This is a genomic window from Candidatus Walczuchella monophlebidarum, assembly GCF_000709555.1.
Lineage (GTDB): Bacteria > Bacteroidota > Bacteroidia > Flavobacteriales > Blattabacteriaceae > Walczuchella > Walczuchella monophlebidarum.
Genome location: NZ_CP006873.1, coordinates 14,165 through 34,532, shown reverse-complemented (window position 1 = coordinate 34,532; position 20,368 = coordinate 14,165). Strand labels below are relative to the sequence as shown.

Here is a 20,368-nt window from a genome sequence, read left to right as displayed (position 1 = left end):
TTTTTTATGGAAAAGGTCTGTTTCCAAAAATTTCCTCAAGATCTTCTTTAAAGATCACTTCTTTCTCAAGTAATTTCTGAGCTAATTGTTGAAGTTTGACACGATTATTAGCTAATAATTTATATGCCCGTTGATATTGTTCTTCAATAATTTTAGAAATTTCTTCATCAATAATTCTGGCAGTATTTTCACTATAGGGTTTTGCATATTCGGTTTGAACTGTAGAGTCATAATAAGAAATATTCCCAATACGTTTATTTAATCCAAAAATTGTTACCATAGATTGTGCTTGTTTAGTTACACGTTCTAAATCGTTTAAAGCACCTGTCGAAATCGTTTTCAATATTACTTGTTCAGCTGCCCGTCCTCCTAACATGGCACAAATTTCATCTTGCATCTGTTCAAAAGTAGTTAATTGACGTTCTTCTGGAAGATACCAAGCGGCTCCTAAAGATTTTCCCCTAGGAACAATAGTAACTTTTACCAGAGGAGCCGCATGTTCAATTAACCAACTAATAGCAGCATGCCCAGCTTCATGATAAGCTATTCTTTCTTTTTCTGCTAACTTTATTACTTTATTTTTCTTTTCAAATCCTCCAATAATTCTATCTATAGCACTTAAAAAATCTTGATATTCTATTTTTGATTTGTTTTTCCTAGCTGCTATAATAGCAGATTCATTACATATATTCGCTATATCAGCACCACTAAACCCAGAAGTTTGACGAGATAAAAATTCAATATCTATATCTGCTGCAATTTTTAATTTTTGAATATGTACTAAAAAAATTTCTTTTCTTTCATTTAGTTCTGGAAGATCTATAAAAATAGTCCTATCAAAACGTCCAGGACGTAAAAGTGCCTGATCAAGAATCTCTGAACGGTTGGTGGCTGACATCACTATAACATTAGTATTGGTATCAAAACCATCCATTTCCGTTAGTAGCTGATTCAGGGTATTTTCACGTTCTTCATTAGCTCCATTAATATTATTTGTTACCCTAGAACGTCCTATAGCATCGATTTCATCAATAAAAATAATGGAAGGAGATTTTTCCTTAGCTTGGTTAAAAAGATCTCTGACGCGAGAAGCACCTACTCCAACAAACATTTCTACGAAATCAGATCCCGAAAGAGAAAAGAACGGGACTTTAGCTTCTCCGGCAACAGCTTTAGCTAAAAGAGTTTTACCAGTTCCTGGAGGTCCCACTAATAGCGCACCTTTAGGAATTTTCCCACCTAAATTAGTATATTTATTCGGATTTTTTAGAAAGTCAACAATTTCTTGGATTTCTTCCTTTGCTCCTTCCAACCCAGCGACGTCTCGGAAAGTAATTTTAACATTATCGGTTTCGTCAAAAAGTTTAGCTTTAGACTTTCCAATATTAAATATATGTTTTCCATAACCTCCGTTTAGACGAGATAATATGAATCCCCAGAATATGACAAAGAGGAAAAAAAATAATCCGGATTCAATGACAGTTTTGCTCAAATTAGATTCGTTTTGATTCGTTGAAAGAAGAATGAGATTTAATTTATAGAGATATTTATATTCTTCAATCTTTTGAGAAAAAAAAGTAAAATTATTTATAGTTAATTCATAATGATCAAAATACGGATATAAAAGATCTTTTTGATTTTTTATATTTTTTATATTTGTTTTATAAACCCATATTCTGGCTTTAGAGTGATTTGTTATAATTATTTTATGAACTCTTTTTTCAGAAAGGATTTGAAAAAAAAAATCTTGAGAAATCTGTTGTCTTTTAAAGACAAAAGATTGAAAAATAAATATTCCCAAAATAATCAGGAAACATGATATAAAAAACAAATCTGTGGGGTTATTGGGGTTATTAAGTTTATTGGGTTTATTGGGTTTATTGGGTTTATTGGGTTTATTGGGTTTATTGGGTTTATTGGGTTTATTGTTTTGATTCATAATATTATTCCCTTAATTATTACGCCTAATTATTACGCAATATATATTTTGTTATTTTTTTTTTCTTAATTAGAAACAGAATAATAAGATTCAAAATATTTGATATAAAATAATATAATGAAAGTCCGGAAGCATAATTATTAATAAATAAAAGCATTATTATTGGCATGAAATATTTCAGAAGCCGATTATTATTTCCGTAATTATTTATATGACTAAACTTTGTATACAATATAAACGCAAATATATAAAATAAAGTAAATAAACTAACATGATTTCCATAAATCGGTATAGTCAAAGGAAGATGAAATACTGAATCGTAATAAGTTAAATCATAAGCCCAAAGAAATGATTTTCCTCGAAGATTAATAATATTTGGAAAAAATTTAAACAGTGCATAAAAAATTGGTATTTGGAAAATTGCTGGGAAAAATACAGACATTGGATTTATTCCTATTTGTTTATAAAATTCTATAGTAGCTTGTTGCTTTTGGAAAGGATCTGCATCTTTCAGTTTTTCATTCAGTTCTTCTATATCAGAACGTCTCATTTTCATTATAGCAATGAATTTACATTGCCAATAAGTAATGGGGAATAATATAAGTTTGACTATAATAGTCATTAATATAATAATTACTCCATAATTCAACTTTGTTTTTTCTAAAAATTGTAAAAGTTTTAAAAAAAAGTTTTTATTAATAGATCTAAAAATCCTCCACCCAAATGGGATAATATCTTCAAAATTATCCCCATACTTCTTAAGAAGATTATACTTTAATGGAACAAAATCCCACTTTGCCTTCCAATTAAGTTCATTATCAACTAATTCTAATGGAGAAAACATAGAACCCCATTTAATATAAAATGGTGATGTAAGTCTTTTTGATTGAATTTTCGTTGTTTGAAAAGTATTTTTAGGAAAAAATATAGTTGTAAAAAATTGTTGTTTATTAGCTATCCAATTTATTTTTTTTACTATATTTTGATCTGGTCTTATTTCACTTAAAGATTTTATTTTTTTATTCTTTCCATAAGAATAACACATTTGTGCATAATTATTTTCATAACTGTAATTTTTTTCCAACCCAATTAATTTCTGTTTACAATTAAAAAAAATAGCATTATTTATTGCGAAAGAACAAAGACCTCGACTAGTAATGGAAAAATTTACCTCATATGATTTTTCTTTCGGTAATGAATAAATATAATTTAATTCACCTCCGGGAGGAAAAATTGTTTTCATAGTTAAGATGTATTGATAGGGAGTTTCTTGCAGATTAGGGGTAAATAACCAATCATTACTATCAACTTTTTTTCCCGAAAGAGTTATAAGATTTAGACCAAAAGTGAAACTTTTCGTCTTTACTAAACGTAAGATTTTATCGTTATAAGTCTTATACTTCTTTAGAAAGATCTCACTAATATTCCCACCAAGATTAGATATTTTTACCCTAATAAGATCATTTTCTAAAATCGTTTCCCCATATTTCTTGGGAGAGAATAAAATAGTTTTATTAATATTATTTGATAACTGTATATTTTTCGACCCAATTTCATTGAAAGGCTTTTTTAAACAAAAAAAGACTATTAAGATTGAAATTATAGTCCCTATAAGTAAATAATAATCTATTTTTTGATCTTGCATAATGGAATTTATTCATTAAAAAGCTTATGCAGCTGTTATTTAAATAATCCGAAATAAAAAACCTCTTTCAAATGTCAAAAATTTGTCAAATAACCGGGAAAAAAGTTCTAATAGGGAACAAAGTTTCTCATGCTAATAATAAAATTAAACGTCGTTTTAATATTAATCTGATAAAAAAAAGATTCTTTCTTCCTAAAGAAAATAGATGGATTTTGTTAAAAATCTCTGCAGCTGGAATTAGAACTGTGAATACTATAGGAATTGAAGAGGCACTGAAACGTTCGAGGAAAAAAAGACTAATAAAATAAAATCAAAAATGGGAAAAAAAGGAAATAGAATACAAATAATTCTGGAGTGTACTGAACATAAGAAAAGTGGAAAAAAAGGGATATCTCGTTATTTTAGTACCAAAAATAAAAAAAATACGCCTAATAGAATAGAATTAAGAAAATATAACTCTATTCTAAGAAAATACACTATTCATAAAGAAATTAAATAAAATGGCAAAAACAAAAAAACCCCCGGGGTTCCAAAATAATGGATCTAAAAAAATGACAAAAGTTATACGTATGATAAAGTCAATCAAATCAAGAACTTATGTTTTTGAAGAAAAAATAGTTCCAGATAATAAAATAAATGATTTTTTTTCCACTAAATGAGAGGGTTACAAAAGTCAATGAATGTCAATCCGGGGGTCTCCTAGTAGCAGGCTACTCTTAAGACAGCCATTTATAGATCCAAAATTCCTTTGTCGATTATAAAAAGTAGGTAGGTGAAGGTATTGAAGACTTCCAAACGCCGTCTTTTTTTTATTTAATGTACCCTAATCCAGTTCTAAAGCCCACTCCGGAAATAATTCTCCCAACTGACCGTCTCATGGAATATTTTTCTTCTAACGAAAAGATGCCATTTATGGAACATCTTGAAGAATTACGAAAACATGTTTTTAGAGCTTTACTAAGCATCATTGTTGGTTTTGCTTTGGTTATAATAAACAAAAAAATTGTTTTTGATTATATTTTATTTGCTCCAGCTAGAGCTAATTTTATTAGTTATCGTCTATTCAATAAAATTGTCCGGGTTATTCATAAAAATAATCCAATGATTTTATCTCTGAATCTCCAGATCCAAAACACTAAACTTTTAGGACAATTTAATACTTATTTATGGGTAAGTTTTATCGGGGGAATCATCCTAGCTCTTCCTTATATTTTTTATGAAATTTGGAGTTTTATCCGTCCTGGACTTTCGGAACAAGAAAGAAATTATTCTCAAGGAATTATATTGTCTGCTTTAGTTTTATTTTTATGTGGTATTCTTTTTGGCTATTTTATTTTGTGTCCTCTTACTATACAATTTAGCCATAGCTTTCGTCTAAGTTATTTACCTGAAAACATTTTTGATATGTCAAATTATATTTCTATTGTAATAGATACTACTTTTTTTATGGGATGTATTTTTTTATTTCCATTATTGGTATTTTTTTTAACCCAAATCGGTCTAATTACTCCAACATTTTTGAAAACATACAGAAAACACGCTTTTTTAATTATGCTAGTGATAGCATCTGCTATCACTCCTTCAGATATAATAAGCATGTTTATTGCTACCATACCTTTAATTTTACTGTATGAAATAAGTATATATACCTCTATAATATTTTCAAATTGAATAAGATCATCTATATTTTAAAGCAATAGCCCTCCGTCTCCCCATTTCTCTTTTCATGATAATATTGCGTTTATCATAATATTTTCTTCCTTTTGCTAAACAAATTTTAAGCTTAGCACGTCCTTTATCGTTGATAAAAAGTCTTTTAGGTATTATAGTTAAATTAGACTCCTTTAGTTTCCGTTCAAGTTTTTTTAACTCTGATCTCTTTAAGAGAAGCTTTCTCTCTCTTCTAACATCATGATTAATATGTGTGCCCCATTCGTATTTTGAAATATACATATTTATAACGTAAAGCTCTTTATTTTTCATTTGACAGAAACTCTCAGAAATAGAAACATTATTCCGTCTAATTGATTTTATTTCTGTTCCTAATAACTGTATTCCAGACGTATATTCATCTAAAATCTCGTATTCAACCCGATATTTTCTATTTTCAATTTTTGTTTTCATCACAAAATTTATTCAATAACTTTGTAAACAGCTTTTATAAAAAAAATCCTTGTTTAGTAATGCTTACAGTATCAAATCTTTCTTTACAATTTGGAAACAAAATCCTTTTTGAAGAGGTAAATATTAAATTTACTAAAGGAAATTGCTATGGAATTATAGGAGCAAATGGTGCAGGAAAATCTACTTTTTTAAAAATTCTTTCTGGTGAACAAGATTACACCTCCGGAAAAATTCACATTGAACCTGGAAAACGGTTGTCGGTATTGAAACAAGACCACTCCGTTTTTGATAATTACACAGTCCTAGAAACAGTGATCATAGGTAATAAAAAACTTTATGACATTAAACAGGAAATGGATTTTCTTTATAAGAAAGATAATTTTTCCGAAAAAGATGGAATTAAAGCAGGAGAATTAGGATTGTTATACGAGGAAATGGGAGGATGGAACACAGAATCCGATGCCGCTAATTTACTCTCCAGCTTAGGTGTCAAAGAAGAAGAACATCTTAAAAAAGTAAAACATCTTAATGGAAAAGATAAAGTCCGTGTCTTATTGGCTCAAGCTATTTTTGGGAATCCTGATATTCTAATATTGGATGAACCTACTAACGATCTTGATGTTGATACTATTAATTGGTTCGAAGATTTTTTGTCTAACTATGAAAATACTGTTATTGTAGTTTCTCATGATCGTCACTTTCTAGATTCAGTATGTACTCATATTTGCGATTTGGATTTTGGCCAAATTAAGTTATTTACTGGAAATTATACATTTTGGTATCAAGCGAGTCAGCTTGCTATTCAACAACAAATGCAACATAATAAAAAAACTGAAGAAAAACGTAAAGAATTACAAGAATTTATCCAAAGATTCAGTTCGAATGTAGCTAAAGCTAGACAAGCAACTGCACGAAAGAAAATGCTAGATAAACTCAATTTCAATGAAATTAAACCTTCATCAAGAAAATATCCTGCTATCATTTTTGAACAAGAACGTGAAGCTGGAAATAAAATATTAGAGATAAAAAATCTCTCTCAATCTTTTGAAGGGAATATTATTTTTCAAAACCTATCAGTAAAGGTGAATCGTGGAGATAAAATTGCTATTCTTTCGGATAATAGCAAAGCTCCATCTATTCTTTATAAAACCCTCGCAGGAAAACTTCGTCCTGAAAGTGGAAATTTTTCATGGGGAATTACCACAAAACAAGCATATCTTCCTAGTAGTTACGAAGAATTTTTTCAAAATAATCTTAATATGATTGACTGGCTTCGACAATATGTAGAAAAGGAAGAAGAAAATTGTGAGGAATATATCCGAGGATTTTTAGGAAAAATGCTTTTCAGCGGAGATGAAACACTAAAAAAAACCCATGTTCTTTCAGGAGGTGAGAAGATGCGTTGCATGTTTTCTAAAATGATGCTACTTAAAGCTAATGTCTTGATGTTTTATGAACCTACCAACCATTTAGATCTTGAGTCTATAACCTCGCTTAACAATTCTTTAAAAAGTTTTAAAGGTACTATTTTGATTACTTCAAAAGATCAAGAATTAATTCAAACTGTTTGCAATCGCATTGTTAAAATAGAACCCCGTGGTATAGTTGAATTCCCAATGGAATATTTAAAATAAGTTATAATTTTAACCAAGAGTCCGTCTGCGTACATCCTCCTTAGGAGCTCCTGGGTGAAGATCTTTCATTGGCGTCCAAGTACTCATGAAGGGTTCCCTGTAATACGAGTAGCATCAGGTTCTTTAGTACAAGGTATGCTGCTGGTCACGGAGATAAGCTACTATAGATTATAACCAGAAGCAAGGTCAGATAGAAACAGGTCTGTATTGTAATAAATACATGGTATTGTCCTTGAATCAAATCGCTGATCCAAGCGATTCTTTTATGCTGGACTCTCTAACATTTTTTTCTCCTGCACGGGTATCAAATATGTGCTGCAGGTCTTACTCTTGGAGTAAGATCAAAGTCTTGAAGATATCGTCAAGTAATTAATACTTGTGACTATAATCAAACAGATGCCGCTACATAGCCTAAACACAAAGGACCTGTTTATCTCCGTACCAAATTTTTATAAACAGGACATTTAGTTTGGGAATCTTTAGAAGCAGCTAAAATTCTCTGATGAAGAACTTCTGGGTTGATCTCGTAGCCTAACAGTAAATGATAGATTTTGTGAAACCCATGGAATTTATGAAAAAGTTGGCCTGTAAGCCGTATTCTGTATACCCCTTTTTTTTAGAGGAACCTTTATCATTTATCTCGGATAAATGTTCCCATCTATCTCAAACTGCCTACCCCCCAACTACAATCGAGCAGATCTTTAACGTCGGTATACACGGCATTTCATCGCACAGAGTTTCCCTGATTTCACTACAGCCAAACTGTACTTTCTTTCTGTTGCACTAGTCCTCACTTTGCAGGGGAAGGGAATTACCCATTTGTGTTGCTCTCTGATGTACGGACTTTCCTCATTTAATAAAACGCGTAAAACGCGATAAAGCGACCAACTTAAAATAACCAATGGATCTTCATCAAGGAATATCGAACGAACATTATTTTTCGTCCACCCTTTATTAGCTGCTTCCTGTACCTAGTAAAAAAGCGATAGAAAAAAAGTTTCTTAACAAAATGTCTCATTTCTTTATCTGTTTGATAGATCATGCTATAGCACGTGATCTAGAATTTCTTGCAACAATATGTTACTCCAGAAATGGATTGTAAATAATAGTTTTTGGCTAATTATTTTTTTTTCTCCGTCCAATATTCGTTCTTGATCAATTATTATAATTTTTTATGTCATTGAAAAACTAAGATTTGATTCTAAATTTCTTTATTAAAAAAAGTGTAAGTAACAGGAGCAATGCTTTTTTGGAGTTGCAAAGGTATTTTGTAACGTTTTGGAATCACGCCTTCAAAAGCATCTAATCCAGCGCTTTATGGAAATAATAATTTTGAATCGATACTTCTTTGCATGAGACGGTTTTGCTCCCATGCAGAAAAACTTTATACGAAAATAATTCATTCATTCATTCATTCTTTCTTTCTTTCTTTCATTCTTTCTTTCAGAGAACTGGTTGATCCAACCGAAAAATAACTCTTGGATGTGATAGCGCTGTCAAATTCATCGAGTATATGATGAAATTCGACTAGTGTAGATTTCTTTTTGTTGGTACATTATAGAAAATATTCTTCACTTAAACGTCATATAATTGTTTAAATGCATTATTCTCAACAAATTCCTAACTACGGGTACACATTTCTATTGGCAGCTATAGCCGACAGAGCTTCTACCCATTGTCTTAATTTTAAAAAGATCATCTGCTTGCAAAACTCATTTTCGCATCCTGCAACCCAGCATTTAGAAAATTTAATTACTCCGTAAGCTTAGAATAGCTGGTGGTCTACCTACTTTTCTTTATTAGGATGACCATGGGAAGAATACAAAGTAATAACGTCTACTCCTGCTTTCACTATATCCCAAGCGTTAGGATAATTTACAATATCTTTCATATGTAGGAAACCTTTATAACGAGGAACCAAGATATATTTATAGGCCTCGTTAAGAGTGGAATGACGAAATATACCATTTATAGCCTCCTTATCCTCAGGAACGAGATCCATAGCAGCACTGCCTAATATAGGGATTATTAAAAAACATCTTGAAAAAAAAAAGATTTATATTTATATATAATAAAGGGGTTGAAATGGTTTTGACAGCAAGCTAAATAAGTAAGTAAGCATACCGTGTAACGTGAGGTAAACACGAAAATCTAGCGTCACAAAATATAACCGGCGAAGAAAACTATGCTCTTGCTGCTTAAGTAAAAATTTAAAGCCACGTCGGCATAATCTGCCGAAGCAAGATATCTCTCAGAAATTACGCTTTATAATTTCTGATTAAGAGGTACCGTAAAATAAAGCTAGGAAAGTTAGTTCCTTTGAAAACTTTCTGAAATTTTCATTTAAAAGGATAATTCCTCAATAGAATGCTCCTCTTCTATTGTAGGTTTCCAAGAGGAGATAAGTATGTAGAAATCTTACAAATTACTTGTATGGACGCGGGTTCGAATCCCGCCAACTCCACAATAAATATACCCATGTTTATATTTATAACTATTAACTATAAATAATAAAATCTAAATTCAATATGAATGAACATGTTCCTTCGCATTTTATTGAAGAAATTATTGAAAATGATCTTAAAAAATCTGTTTCTAGAGAGAATTTACGATTTCGTTTTCCACCTGAACCTAATGGTTATTTACATATAGGTCATGCTAAAGCAATTTGTCTCAATTTTGAACTAAGTAGAAAATACGGGACGTCTATAAATTTACGGTTTGACGATACAAATCCAACTAAAGAAGGTCAAAATTATGTAAATTCGATAAAAAAAGATATTCTTTGGTTGGGTTTCAAATGGGATAAAGAATGTTATGCATCTGATTATTTTGAACAACTTTATCAATGGGCTAAAAAACTCATCTGGAAAGGAAAAGCTTATGTAGATGAACAATCTCAAGAAGTCATCCTAGCACAAAGAAAAACACCTTTTGAAGCTGGCATAGAAAGTCCTTATAGGAGAAGATCTATAAAAGAAAATATAGAGTTGTTAGAACGAATGCGAGCTGGAGAATTTGAAGAGGGTCAGTATGTATTACGTGCAAAAATTGATATGAACTCTCCAAATATGAATCTTCGTGATCCTATTATGTATAGAATCTTAAAAAAATCTCATCACCGTATAGGTAAAAAATGGTGTATTTACCCTACTTATGATTGGACGCATGGTCAATCAGATTATATTGAACAGATATCGCATTCACTTTGTTCAATAGAGTTTGAAAACCATCGCCCTTTATATAATTGGTATCTTGATCAAATATATGAAGACGGTAAAATAAAACCTAGACAATGTGAATTTTCAAGACTTAATCTTAGTTATACCATTATGAGTAAACGTAAATTACAACGTCTTATAGAAAAAAAATATGTTCAAGGATGGAATGATCCTCGCTTGCCAACTCTTAGCGGGTTCCGTCGTCGTGGTTATTCTCCAGAAGCTATACGAGAATTTTGTAATAAAATAGGTGTTACTAAAAGGGATAATGTAGTTGACATTTCTTTACTTGAATTTAGCATACGCAAACAACTTAATAAAACGGCACCACGGGTAATGGTTATACTTGATCCTATCAAACTCGTTATTGAAAATTATCCTCCAAAATATGGAATACGAAATCTTCCTTTTTCAAAAAGACTCTATATTGAGAGAGAGGATTTTATGGAAGTAGGGTCTAAAAAGTTCTTTAGGTTATGTCTTGGGGGAGAAGTTCGTCTTAAAAACGCTTATATTATTAAAGGAATTAGCGTGATAAAAGATTATGAAGGTAAAATTATAGAAGTTCACTCTTTTTATGATTATAAAAGTCTCTCAGGTAGCAATACCAAAGAAAGTTTACGAAAAATAAAAGGAACGTTACATTGGGTATCGTCTGAACATTCAATAAAAGTCGAGGTAAGATTATATGATCGTTTATTTTCTGTCCCATTCCCAGACGGGAATAAAGAACGAGATTTTATGGATTTTATCAATCCGAATTCTTTAAAGGTTGTTCAAGGCTATGGAGAACCTTCTTTAAGAGAAGCAAAAAAAGGTAATATTTTTCAATTTCAAAGATTAGGTTATTTTTGCGTGGATCCAGATACTTATAAAGAAAGAATTATTTTTAATAGAACTGTAACGCTTAAAGATAGCTGGAAGAAAGTCAAACAATAATATCTCCTTATATAATCTCTCGCACTTTTTCAACAATTTCAAAAATGGTAAATGGAATCCCCTGTATTTTAGAAAACGGAATAGCATCAATTAAAAATTGATCCCGAATAATATGAATCAGTTGACCATTATTAAGTTCAGGAATCAGCACTTTTTTAAAATTTTGCAAAATAGTATCTAGGCCGTTAGGCAGGGGATAAATATATTCTAGATGGGAGTGTGAGACTGATTTTCCTTCAGATAAAAGGATTTTTATTGCAGCACGAACAATTCCGTAAGTAGAACCCCAACTCAATATCAGAAGCTTTCCAGTTTTTTTACCAGAATCGATCCTTGGTTTAGGCCATTTTTTTTTAATAAAATCAATCTTCTTTTGTCTTAACTTCACCATTTTTTCATGATTTTTAGGATCATATGATATATTTCCTGTTTCATCTTCTTTTTCTAGGCCACCTATTCGGTGTTCATATCCTGCCAACCCTGGTTTAACCCAACGCCTTACCCCAATTTCATCACGTTGGTAAGGACTATAGTTTTTTGAATTTTTTAAAAAAGGTGGACATATAGTATCCAATTGATAGGTTTTTGGAAAACGCCAAAGTTCTGAACCATTAGCAAGATAACCATCGCTAAGTAAAATGACTGGAGTCATATGTTCTATAGCAATTTTTGCCGCGTAAAAAGCTACTGTAAAAGCACGTGAAGGAGAAGAAGGAGCTAACACAGGAATCGATACTTCACCATGACATCCATAAATCGCTTGAAGAAGATCAGATTGTTCAGTTTTAGTAGGTAACCCGGTAGAAGGACCCCCACGTTGTACATTGATAATTACTAAAGGTAATTCCAGCATAAATGCTAAACCTAATCCTTCCTGTTTTAAAGCCATTCCAGGACCTGAAGTTCCAGTTACCCCTAAATCCCCTGCATATGAAGCCCCAATAGCTGAAGTAATTGCAGAAATCTCATCTTCTGCCTGAAAACTTTTTATCCCCAAGTTTTTGTAAGAGGCAAAATAATTAAGCAAATCTGAAGCAGGAGTTATAGGATATCCCGCATAAAATAGATTGAGACCAGCTTGGATAGCTGCAGTAGCTAATCCTAATGTTATAGATTGGTTTCCAGTAACATTTCTATAAATCCCTGAAGGACGATTAGATGATTTTACTATAAAACGTTCGGTTTCACTTATTTCTCCGAAATTATAACCCGCCCTCAATACATTTAAATTAGCTTGTAGAAGTTTAGTATTCTTTTTAAAGATCTGTTTAAGACAATATTCAGTATATCCTAAAGGACGACTATAGAGCCAATAGATAAAACCCAATGCAAACATATTTTTAGCCACTTCCTTATCTTTCTGACTTATGTTAAAATTTTGGAGTAGTTTATGACTATGTCCTATCATATCAAGTGGGTATACATCATAATCATATAATTCTTTCAATGGATCAACATCTGGGGTATAACCTGCTAATTGCAGACTTTTTGAAGTAAATCCCATAGTATTGGCTATAATTTTTCCCCCTTTTTTAAGAAATGGAAAATTCTTCTTTAACGCTGCTGCATTCATTACAACTAGGACGTCAAAGAAATCGCCTGGAGATGTTATTTCTACACTCCCAAAGTGGATTTGAAAACCTGAAATACCGGCAAGGGTATCACGAGGAGCACGTATTTCAGCAGGAAAATCGGATAAAGTACTAAGATTATTTCCTAGAAAAGCTGAAGTGTTAGTAAATTGTCTACCGATGAATTGTATCCCATCACCAGAATTACCGGCAAATAATATCGTAACTTGTTCAAGTATTTTTTTAAAAATCATTAATAGAATTTATTTGGGGAATATAAATGACGATGATATCTGGTACTTGAATATCTATTAATAAGTTGTTTTTTATAAGCTTCCCAATCAACAATTCTTTTCCTAGCCGATTCAATAGCAGTAATCAATCGCTTATCCAAAGGTTTGGGTATGCCAAAACAAATATTTTTTTTTGTTGTTGTAAGCAGTACAAACTTGCTCAGAAGATTTAGCTAGTTTTGCTAGATCTGGAAATCCTAATACGTTGTTTCCCTGATCTACAATAGCATAACATCTAGTTGGCTAGATCATAATTAATCTCAGGGATAGGAAAGACTTATAAAGACATCTGCAACAGCTTCTTCCAAAGTCCTAATAGGAGAATTCTTGTTGACGAATGATCGCAGTGGGGAATTCCTAACTTTTTATAAATACGTGTCCAGTAAATAGCTGAGCACCATGACCTGAAATTATTGCGGTCCCATGTTAATCGTCAGGTTAAGACAGCGTTCTATTTAAAATGCTTCTGGTGCTGAATAGCCTTTGAATAAATTTCTATATCAAATACATCAATTATTTTGAAAAGCTAACGCTCCGAGACCAAGTACAGAAGTTACGTTGCTACTCGAAGAGATTTGTGTTTCCTGCTGGAAAAGAACTGTGATATTCTAAAGAGTCCTCTAACTTTTTCATAAAAAAGAATGTCCTTTCGGATGAAAATTTCCACCATGGAACCTAGGACAATAGAAAGAATTTTGTTAACCCCAGCTATAGAACCAATGCTCATTATATTTTCCATATAATATTTTTTTCAACAAAGTATTTTTTTCCTTTAGATTCCCATCTCATAATGAGTATGTAACATCCTTTTTGTAGCATTTTTCTCGGAATGAGTACTTCACCATATATATTCATATCCAAGGATCTTTGGACATCCAAACCTTTGTTTGAAGGTCTCATCAAATTTAATTGCCCCATGGTATTTTCATAACTGAATTTTTTTGGAAAACAAATTTTGATACCTATTGGTAATACTTTTATTGAAACTGTTTCATCTAAAGCATTGGCATTATTTCGTTCATCGATAATTTCTTGATATTTCATTTCATCTTCGTAATACCTATCTGAAACGAGTTCACTCTCTACGTTTTTTCTTATAAAGGAAATATATATTATGAAAATCATAAAGCATATCAAAGCAATAGATAAACCAATTCCCCAATGAATCCGCACCTTCATTTTTGTTTCAAAAATTTAACCGGAATAAATGATTACAATTTTTATCAGTCTTCTTCCCAAATAACTTTTTTTCCTTGAGGAGATTTTCCGATAGTGGATTTGTTCCGGTTTTTATTTATAAAGTAAACATAACTAGCAATTTTTTGTATATCATTACCTTTTATCTCTCCAGATGCTCCGAAATCTCTCATAGTTGGATTATTTTTACTTCCGTACCAGATAATATGAAAAATATTTTTATATAAACTTTTTTCTTCTTTATTAATCCAGTAATCGTCGGTTAGATTAGGCCCTATGTTCCCTGTGCCGTCAGCTTCATGACAAGTAGCACAATTTTCCTTAAAAAGGTTCTTTCCTTCTTCTATCAGATTCTCATCAAATAGAGAAGTTTCTAAAGTAGCTTGAGGACGTTTTTTTTCATAGGATTGGATTTCTGATAATTGCTTTTTGTAAAAAAAATCATATTCCTTCTCAGGATGAGAAAAATCAGTAAATATATAAGCCAGAAAATAAATGGCTGCATATATAATAGTGATATAGAACAACTGAACCCACCATGATGGAATATTATTATCGAGTTCTAATATTTCATCAAATCCATGGTCTATGACAGGTCCGTCATCTTTCGATTCTAGAAATCCACTTCTATAAATTCTTCCCCAAAAATTGAATTGATTTTTTTCTATAAGTCTTTTTCGTTCTTCTTTGGGGAGAAAAGAAATCTTTTTATTGGAAATTAATTTGTTTATCTCTTCCAAAATCACAAGTAATATTATAGAAATTATGATAGTGGACAATGAAATAGGATGCCATGAAAGATTTCCGGAGGAAAAAACATAAAAGACGAAAGCTATAATAGAAATCCCAAAAGGGATGCTTATAAAAGCGGGCAATCTAGGTTTCACTATAGATTTGTTTCATTCTCCTCAATAGGGAGATTGTTTATATCCTTGTAATAATTCTTAGGTTTTCGATAAACTATAAATACAGTTAAACAAAAAACTAAAAAGAACAATACTAAGACGAAGGATTGGAGTAAATCTGCATAAGGAACTCCTGTAAGAAAAAATTCTATCATCTTTCTATGGATTTAATATCCGTTCCTATTTTCTGCAAATAGGCAATTAAAGCTATTATCTCCCTATTTTCAAGAGGGATAAAACTTTTTCCTTCTTTTTTCTTTTGATATAAAATTTTAGGTTTAATCTCAGGAGATTCATTGTAAATATTTGTCACAATTTTAGCTGCCTGTGCAGCCATATTTTTCTGCGATTGTGTAATATCTTTAGCAGTATATGGGACACCTAGTTTTATCATCGTCCGCATCTTATTTATAGTAGATTCCGTATTTAACTTACGGAAAATCAACCAAGGATATCGAGGCATAATAGATCCAGGAGAAGTAGATCTAGGGTTATACATATGTTTTAAATGCCAAGAACTGGGATTCTTACCTCCTTCTCTTACTAAATCGGGACCTGTACGTTTGGAACCCCAAAGAAAAGGATGATCGTAAACAAACTCTCCGGCTTTAGAATATTCACCATAACGTACTACTTCATCTCTGAAGGGTCTAACTATCTGTGAATGACATGCATTACAACCTTCACGGATATAAATATCTCTCCCCTCTAATTCTAGAGGACTATAAGGTTTAACACTTGATATTATCGATCTATTAGATTTAATTATTAACGGAGGGATGATTTCTACTATGCTTCCAATAGATACTACAATGAGAGATAATATAGTAAACTGAATTGGTTTTTGTTCCAACCATGTCTGATTTTTAAAGTTTATTTTGTTGAAATTATCTCTGAAAGAAACAGCTGATGCGGGTTCATTTGCAATAAATCGTCCTATTCGGATAGTCCTATAAATATTATAAGCCATTATGACAACTCCTGTAAAATACAGTATTCCACCTATAAACCGAAGTTTGTAAAAAGGAACTATAGCTGTTACAGTATCAAGAAAATTTTTGTGCACAAGTGTTCCGTCCGGATTGAATTCTTTCCACATAGTAGCTTGTATAACAGCTCCACAATAAAGCGGAATGACATAAAAAATTATCCCAATAGTCCCAATCCAGAAATGTATATTCGCTAATGTTGTCGAATATAATCTAGTATTCCATAATCGCTTAACTAGCCAATAGATAACTCCAAATGCCATAAATCCGTTCCATCCCAAAGCTCCTATATGGACATGTGAAATTATCCAGTCTGAAAAATGTACGATGGAATTTAATGTCTTAGTAGCCAGCATGGGACCTTCGAAAGTAGCCATTCCATAGCAAGTAACTGATACGACAAAAAATTTTAGGATTGGATTCTCTCTGACTTTATCCCATGCACCACGCAGCGTGAGCAAACCATTGAGCATACCTCCCCAAGATGGTGCGATTAACATAATGGAAAAAATTGTTCCCAGCATCTGTGCCCAACCGGGCAGAGAGGTATATATTAAATGATGAGGACCTGCCCATATATAAACGAAAATTAGGGACCAAAAATGAATAATAGATAATTTATAAGAGAAAACAGGCTTTCCCGAAGCTTTAGGGATAAAATAATACATCAACCCAAGTATAGGCGTGGTCAAAATAAAAGCAACAGCATTGTGACCATACCACCATTGGACCAATGCATCCTGGACTCCGGCATAAATCGAATAGCTCTTAAGAGAGTTCAGAGCGATAGGAATCCCAATATTATTAAAAATGTGCAATACGAGAACAGCTACCCAAGTCCCCAGGAAAAACCATATTGAAACGTACATATGTTGTACTCTTCTTCTTAAGAGTGTACCAATAAGATTTACTCCGTAAATACACCATACTATAGCAATTAGGATGTCTAAAGGCCATTCGTGTTCAGCATATTCTTTACTGGTATTTATTCCCAGGAGATAAGTAATCCAGGTGAGTCCAATCATAAGTTGCCATCCATAAAAATGAATCCAACTTAGCGCATCGCTGAACATTCTTGTTTTCAATAAACGTTGTAAAGAATAGTAAGAGCCTGTAAAAATTAGATTTCCTACAAAAGCAAAAACAACGGTATTAGTATGAAGCATTCTCCAACGTCCATAACCTAACATCCCGAAAGAATTCTTAAGATGTTCTTTTAAAACAAATTCAGGAAGCTGAGGATAAAATAACATTAAGGCAATAATTAAACCTGCTATGAATCCTACAAACATCCAAAAACCAGTAGCATAAAGAAAGGCCTTTACTATGCGATTATCATAATAAAATTTCTGAATTTTCATTCGATTTCTTTCCCATCCTCAGAAGCAAAATCGTCCATAAGAAGTCGGATAGCAGGAGATTCATCTTCGGAAAATTGGCCCTTTATTACACTAATAATGAAAAGAACAAGAAAAATTAGACCTAAGGATACGCTAACTAATATCATTAAAATCAACACGTCCATATAATACTATATCTTCTTCCAAAACCTCTTTAACCACCACGCATATATCCAGGTCGAAAATGTGGAAAACATTACTATAGACATAGAACTAAATGGCATCAAGATAGCGGCGATTACGGGTTTAAGAGTTCCAGTTACAGCAAAAGATAATCCTATAAGATTATAAAATAAGCTAATAAGAAAAGAACTTATCACCAATTTCAGGCTTGTTCTAGATAGTTTCATCAAATAAGGAATCCGATCGAATTTATTAGCTTGCATAAGTACATCACAATTGGGGTAAAAACTATTTACGTGCTCCACAACTGCTACACCTACATCACTCTTCTTGAGTGCCCCTGCATCGTTCAGTCCATCTCCAAACATCATGACACGTTTTCCGCTTTTTTGTAAGCCACTGATGTAATCTAGTTTTTGTTGTGGATTCTGCCAGAAAAGCATTTCACTCCCTACAGGTAACAACGATTGTAAAAAGGTTTTTTCAGCATTATTATCTCCAGAAAGAATCGAAAGTTTATAACTCTTAAGATCCCAAAATACCTCTTTTATACACAACCTATAACGATGATAGAATACAAAAGATCCCCAAATTTTTTCATTTATAGAGAAAAATACTTGTGTCCTTTTATTTAAAACACCTACATAATCGTCTGATCCTACTTTGACAAGATTATCATTTACATAAGCTTGTAACCCATTTCCTGGAATTTCTTTAAAATCGTGTATTTGATATACATCTTTTTCGTTTATATGTTTATATATCGAACAACTTAGAGGATGTTTTGAATGTCTAAGCAAAGAAGCTATAGAGATACGTTTACCTTTATCAAGAGGTGTACCACTATAATCTATATTAGTTCCTTCGCTTTCAGTTAATGTCCCTGTTTTATCAAAAACCAATTCTTCAATTGAAGCTATCCGTTCGATTGTATGTATATCCTTCACATAAAACCCGTCGAGGGAAAGAATCCTCATTATATTCCCAAGAGTAAAAGGAGTCGAAATTGCTAATGCACAAGGACAAGCTACAATCAGAACCGTGCAAACAGACTGAAACAGATTTTCGGGATTAGTATAATACCAATAGATTCCTGTCCCAGCAGCAATCCCTAGAACAGCTAATGTAAAATAAGAGCTCCAGGTATTTACTAAATTATCTAGATATACTTTAGAGGTCTTAAATACTTGATTTCTCCACAACCTTGTTAATCGACTTTGTTCTATCTTTTTAACAACTTCAATTTCAATAATTTCTCCACGTTGACGACCACCTGCATAAATCCGTTCTCCAACTTTTCTTGATCTCAACCTCGTTTCTCCAGTAATAAAACTGTTATCTATGATAGCTGAACCTCTTATAAGTATGGAATCTGCTGGGACAATTTCCTCATTACGGATAAGAATTCTATCTCCTATTTTTAAATTGGAGAGCAAAATGTTTTCTTCTTTACCATTATGACATCGGATAACAGCAATCGGATAAAATGATTTATAATCTCTGTCAAAAGCTAGATAACGATAAGTTATCATCTGAAAAACACGTCCAAGCAACATGAAAAATACCAGTCCACTCAGACTGTCGAAATATCCCGAACCAAAACCTGTCAATACTTCATAAATACTTCTAAAAAAAAGCGATAGTATGCCCAAGGAAATAGGAAGATCGATATGTATTTTTTTTTGTAGGACAACAGCATGATAGGCAGTTTTGAAAAAATCCGTAGCTGAATAGAATATTACCGGGAAAGAAAGAAAGAACATTAATAAATGAAAAAAATGCTGCTTTTTTTCAAGCCAAAGGTCTTCATTTGACCACAAATATTCTGGAAAAGCTAATAACATTGTGTTAGCAAAGCAAAAAAAAGATACCACCACTTTACAAAAAAAGTGACGGGAATAAAAAGTTTCTTTTTTTTCAACACTCTCAAGAGAGAGTATTGGCTTATATCCCATACTGTTGAGAAAATAGGCTAATTCACTTAATTTGAGTTTTTTCTTTTTAAAAATTACTTGTATGGTACGTGTACCAAAATCTACTGTTGAATGAATAATATTCGGTTGGACTTTAGGAAGATTTTCCAAAAGCCATATACAAGAACTACAATGAATTGTCGGAATAAAAAATCGGACTGATGTATTTTTATCATCATCAAAATCGACTAATTTTTCTCTAATTTGATGGGTATCAAGAAAATAAAAATTATAAATATTTTTTTCATCAGGAGAAATTCCTGGAGACTGATTAAGTTCATAGAATTTCTCTAATCTGTATTTATGTAAAATTTCGTATACGCTTTTACACCCCTTACAACAGAAAACTTTCTCATCAACTTTGATTTTGTCGACAACTTCTTTATTACAGTGAAAACATCGATTAGATAACATT

The 20,368-nt window shown here is 31.9% G+C and carries 17 protein-coding genes and 2 other RNA genes; 7 read left to right on the top strand and 12 right to left on the bottom strand.

Annotated features, from left to right (window positions below; genetic code table 11):
• Positions 1-4: 4 nt before the first annotated feature.
• Together ftsH and FNIIJ_RS00130 are read right to left on the bottom strand one after the other, a co-directional pair.
• A complete protein-coding gene (ftsH, locus tag FNIIJ_RS00135; protein ID WP_081823208.1) occupies positions 5-1,939 on the bottom strand; it encodes an ATP-dependent zinc metalloprotease FtsH in 1,935 nt (644 codons plus the stop codon).
• A 25-nt stretch (positions 1,940-1,964) separates the two neighbouring features.
• Positions 1,965-3,584 (bottom strand): YidC/Oxa1 family insertase periplasmic-domain containing protein, encoded by a 1,620-nt coding sequence (locus FNIIJ_RS00130; protein ID WP_038436048.1) that lies wholly within the window; start codon positions 3,582-3,584, stop codon positions 1,965-1,967.
• A 71-nt stretch (positions 3,585-3,655) separates the two neighbouring features.
• Here FNIIJ_RS00130 and rpmB point away from each other — a divergent pair, with 71 nt between their 5' ends.
• From rpmB to tatC, 4 genes are all read left to right on the top strand, one after another.
• On the top strand, positions 3,656-3,892 hold the full coding sequence (rpmB, locus tag FNIIJ_RS00125) for a 50S ribosomal protein L28 (RefSeq protein WP_038436047.1): 237 nt from the start codon (positions 3,656-3,658) through the stop codon (positions 3,890-3,892).
• Between the two features lie 8 nt (positions 3,893-3,900).
• Positions 3,901-4,083 carry a 50S ribosomal protein L33 gene (rpmG, locus tag FNIIJ_RS00120; RefSeq protein WP_038436046.1) on the top strand — a complete coding sequence of 61 codons (183 nt, stop codon included), beginning with the start codon at positions 3,901-3,903 and terminating at the stop codon, positions 4,081-4,083.
• 1 nt (position 4,084) lies between these two features.
• Positions 4,085-4,243, top strand: a complete 159-nt coding sequence (locus FNIIJ_RS01605; RefSeq protein ID WP_076690894.1) for a DUF4295 family protein — start codon at positions 4,085-4,087, stop codon at positions 4,241-4,243.
• A 217-nt stretch (positions 4,244-4,460) separates the two neighbouring features.
• Positions 4,461-5,255 carry a twin-arginine translocase subunit TatC gene (gene tatC / locus FNIIJ_RS00115; RefSeq protein ID WP_038436045.1) on the top strand — a complete coding sequence of 265 codons (795 nt, stop codon included), beginning with the start codon at positions 4,461-4,463 and terminating at the stop codon, positions 5,253-5,255.
• Between the two features lie 6 nt (positions 5,256-5,261).
• On the opposite strand, the gene smpB is transcribed toward tatC, so the two are convergent.
• A complete protein-coding gene (gene smpB / locus FNIIJ_RS00110) occupies positions 5,262-5,708 on the bottom strand; it encodes an SsrA-binding protein SmpB (RefSeq protein WP_038436044.1) in 447 nt (148 codons plus the stop codon).
• A 59-nt stretch (positions 5,709-5,767) separates the two neighbouring features.
• On the opposite strand from smpB, the gene FNIIJ_RS00105 reads away from it, so the two are divergent.
• The gene (locus FNIIJ_RS00105) at positions 5,768-7,342 is read left to right on the top strand and encodes an ABC-F family ATP-binding cassette domain-containing protein (RefSeq protein WP_051673228.1); all 1,575 of its coding nucleotides are present in this window, start codon (positions 5,768-5,770) and stop codon (positions 7,340-7,342) included.
• A 572-nt stretch (positions 7,343-7,914) separates the two neighbouring features.
• Here FNIIJ_RS00105 and rnpB read toward each other — a convergent pair.
• Positions 7,915-8,234, bottom strand: an RNA gene (gene rnpB / locus FNIIJ_RS01595) — RNase P RNA component class A.
• Positions 8,235-9,128: 894 nt separating this feature from the next.
• The gene (locus FNIIJ_RS00100) at positions 9,129-9,344 is read right to left on the bottom strand and encodes a hypothetical protein (RefSeq protein ID WP_038436043.1); all 216 of its coding nucleotides are present in this window, start codon (positions 9,342-9,344) and stop codon (positions 9,129-9,131) included.
• A 74-nt stretch (positions 9,345-9,418) separates the two neighbouring features.
• Here FNIIJ_RS00100 and ssrA point away from each other — a divergent pair.
• Positions 9,419-9,809: a transfer-messenger RNA gene (ssrA, locus tag FNIIJ_RS01600) on the top strand.
• 61 nt (positions 9,810-9,870) lie between these two features.
• Positions 9,871-11,502, top strand: a complete 1,632-nt coding sequence (locus tag FNIIJ_RS00095) for a glutamine--tRNA ligase/YqeY domain fusion protein (RefSeq protein WP_038436042.1) — start codon at positions 9,871-9,873, stop codon at positions 11,500-11,502.
• A gap of 7 nt (positions 11,503-11,509) precedes the next feature.
• Here the strand turns inward: FNIIJ_RS00095 and FNIIJ_RS00090 are convergent, their stop codons facing one another.
• The 7 genes from FNIIJ_RS00090 to FNIIJ_RS00065 all read right to left on the bottom strand — a co-directional run bounded on the left by FNIIJ_RS00090 (position 11,510) and on the right by FNIIJ_RS00065 (position 20,367).
• A complete protein-coding gene (locus FNIIJ_RS00090) occupies positions 11,510-13,327 on the bottom strand; it encodes a 2-oxoacid:acceptor oxidoreductase subunit alpha (protein WP_038436041.1) in 1,818 nt (605 codons plus the stop codon).
• Positions 13,327-13,467, bottom strand: a complete 141-nt coding sequence (locus FNIIJ_RS01775; RefSeq protein WP_158499129.1) for a hypothetical protein — start codon at positions 13,465-13,467, stop codon at positions 13,327-13,329. Before FNIIJ_RS01775 ends, FNIIJ_RS00090 begins: the two co-directional genes overlap by 1 nt.
• Positions 13,468-14,092: 625 nt before the next feature.
• Positions 14,093-14,545, bottom strand: a complete 453-nt coding sequence (locus tag FNIIJ_RS00080) for a FixH family protein (RefSeq protein ID WP_038436039.1) — start codon at positions 14,543-14,545, stop codon at positions 14,093-14,095.
• Positions 14,546-14,589: 44 nt separating this feature from the next.
• Positions 14,590-15,342 carry a cbb3-type cytochrome c oxidase N-terminal domain-containing protein gene (locus tag FNIIJ_RS00075; protein WP_316929436.1) on the bottom strand — a complete coding sequence of 251 codons (753 nt, stop codon included), beginning with the start codon at positions 15,340-15,342 and terminating at the stop codon, positions 14,590-14,592.
• A 277-nt stretch (positions 15,343-15,619) separates the two neighbouring features.
• Entirely contained in the window at positions 15,620-17,818 is a 2,199-nt protein-coding gene (gene ccoN, locus FNIIJ_RS00070) for a cytochrome-c oxidase, cbb3-type subunit I (RefSeq protein ID WP_038436037.1), read from the bottom strand.
• Entirely contained in the window at positions 17,815-17,982 is a 168-nt protein-coding gene (gene ccoS, locus FNIIJ_RS01555) for a cbb3-type cytochrome oxidase assembly protein CcoS (protein WP_051673226.1), read from the bottom strand. Before ccoS ends, ccoN begins: the two co-directional genes overlap by 4 nt.
• A 6-nt stretch (positions 17,983-17,988) precedes the next feature.
• Positions 17,989-20,367, bottom strand: a complete 2,379-nt coding sequence (locus FNIIJ_RS00065) for a heavy metal translocating P-type ATPase (RefSeq protein WP_038436036.1) — start codon at positions 20,365-20,367, stop codon at positions 17,989-17,991.
• Between the last annotated feature and the right edge of the window lies 1 nt (position 20,368).